Origin of the sequence: Palaeococcus ferrophilus DSM 13482 (assembly GCF_000966265.1) — an archaeon.
GTDB classification, from domain to species: Archaea; Methanobacteriota_B; Thermococci; order Thermococcales; family Thermococcaceae; genus Palaeococcus; species Palaeococcus ferrophilus.
Map to the genome: position 1 here is coordinate 1 of NZ_LANF01000003.1, position 2,333 is coordinate 2,333.

Below are 2,333 nucleotides of genomic sequence, written 5' to 3' on the forward strand. Positions count from 1 at the left end.
TGTGGTTGCCGTGAGAATCCTCTTGAAGTATTGCGAACCAGACTTCAGCATCCGGCTCGGCCTTATCCGCTGAAAGAACCACGTAATCCGCCTCTACTTTTTCAGGAGATAGGAATAGCCTTTCCTTTGAAAGAGTGGAGGTGAATGCTTGATAGCTTTGGCTTGATGTTGACTCAACTTTAATGGGTGTTCCCGGATCAATGGGTGGTAGTATCGGGTCTTTGGGGGGTTTTATGGGGTTAGTGGTGATTGAGTTGCCGCCTATCACCAGGGTGGCGGATTTTCCATCCAGCTGCTTCTCGAATTTGGATTTTGTGAAGGGATCAACGTTGAGAACCGCTATCTTTAATGTATTGTTGTTCGCGTCAGTGGCGTTAAATATCACCACCTCCCTGGGTTTCACGCTTATTTGAGTGTTATCAACCGTTATCTGCACCCCCACCCTGGAGTACTCCTCACGCCTTTCGATGTTCATGGTTCCGATATTGATTCCAGCATTTTTTTAGGTCATCGTAATAGTTCGAGTATGGCTCAACGTCCCCGTACTCTGAGGAGTAGTCCGAGGGTGTCTCCACCCCGGACACGTAGCCAACGAATCCAAAACTCTTTTTCCACTCTGTCTGTGCTCCCTGAACATCAATGGAGCCGTCGAGGGGGTTGTAAATGATCGTCGCGGCGTAGTTGGAGGAGGGGCTAACGTCCAGAGCGTCACTGCCAAACAGGTCTGAGTCGTAGAGTTCAAGTTTTATCGTTGTCGTCCTATCCTTTGGAACGGATGCCGTTACGGTAAAGAGGCTTTGGGAGTCAAGATTTGCCAGCATGTCTTTTCCGAAGAGACTGTTCTTTTCCACATCCTCCTTGTTGTCCCAGGTTGGGCTTTTGTAAGTTTTCCCGTTGATTGTGAGTTTGACGTACATATCTGGTCTGGATACCAGGCCGGGCCTTAATTGCCTGACCCTGAGGACGTAGAATTTTAGTGTGATGTTTTCGTTTTTTTCGACAATGAAATTTGAAACGTCGGAACTCTTGTAGGCTCCATTGGAGTCCTGTGCGATGACTTTCCAGTAGTACTTTCCGGGCTTTAAAGTTAGGGAGTAATGGGGTGAGGCGGTGGTGGTTAAGTAGGATAACCTGTCGGGGGAGGGGCCGAGGTAGAGCTTATAATTAAGGGAGTCTCCATCGGGGTCGTTGCAGTTCCATTTGAGCTGGACTTCTGCAGAATCCCCGTTTGTCGTCAAAATTTGACCGTTTGTTGGGGAGAGTAATGATGGTTTATAGGGTGGGTGGTTGCTGTTTGAGGGGGAGGTGATCGTGAAAAAGCGGGTCTCTGATTCGGAACGTGCTCCTTTAGAATCCACCGCTACAATCTGCCAGTAATACGTCTCGGGGGAGTCAAGGGTGAGGGATATCTGGGTGTTTTCAGTCGTTGTGTACTCTGCGGGGATAGCTCCGTTCAGGCCTATTTTCACGTGGTATACGATCTTATCGCCATCTGGGTCGTTGCCGCTCCATTTTAAAGTCACGGTGCCGGGGGGCATGTAAGCGCCGTTTTGAGGGGAGAGTAATTCTGGTGTTTCTGGAGGGTTATTTTCTTCTGTGACAAACGAGCCGGTTACACTTGCTTCTCCTGTTCCGGGGGTACCGTTGGGGAGGGTGAACTGGTATCTGACTAGGAGTTGATAGTGGTAGGTGGTGAATGCTTGGAGTCCTTGGAGGTTTGCTGTGAAGGAGCACAGGTAGTTGCTTGTGCATGTTTTATCTGCGGGAGCTTGGTTGGTTAATGAGGAGGTTCCGTAATTAACGTGCCCGTTCGTTACTTGGGGAGCGTACTGGTCGCCTCCGTCAATTGCGTTGGTTTCCCATTTAATTTCGGCACTTGTGCGGTGTGGTTTGACGTTTATGTTTACAATTCTGATGATGCCTCCATTGCCGTTTGAGAGTATGTAGTGGGTTTCTGTTTCTGTTATTTTGAAGCCGGGGGCTAGTATTAGGGGGTTTGAGATTCCGTGGAGGTTGAGCCATTCTTTGTTTATGTGTATTTCTTTGCTTGTGGATTCGAAGGTGATTTCCTTGCCTTCTATGGTGGTGAGTAGTGTGTATTCTGCTTTTTGGGGGAAGTATATTGAGTTGGGGTCTCCGTTGGTGTATTGGACTAGTCCTTGGATTTCCTTCAGGGGGTGTTCTTCAATAAAGGTTTCTGTGGCTTCCGAGAATTTAAATCCTGGAAAATACTTAGTACTACGATTGTTATTATGACACTCCTCCATGCCGACTTCATATCATCACCACCAAATAGAATAACCCCACACCTTAAAAAATTTACCAAAAAATGT

Annotated in this window: 2 protein-coding genes; both read right to left on the reverse strand. The window is 47.7% G+C overall.

Annotated features, from left to right (window positions below; genetic code table 11):
• The coding region (locus PFER_RS00030) for a hypothetical protein (protein ID WP_157254957.1) at positions 1 to 475 on the reverse strand (475 nt) is incomplete at its 3' end.
• Positions 456 to 2,267 carry a hypothetical protein gene (locus PFER_RS00035; RefSeq protein ID WP_048147712.1) on the reverse strand — a complete coding sequence of 604 codons (1,812 nt, stop codon included), beginning with the start codon at positions 2,265 to 2,267 and terminating at the stop codon, positions 456 to 458. The genes PFER_RS00035 and PFER_RS00030, both read right to left, overlap by 20 nt.
• Positions 2,268 to 2,333 lie beyond the last annotated feature (66 nt).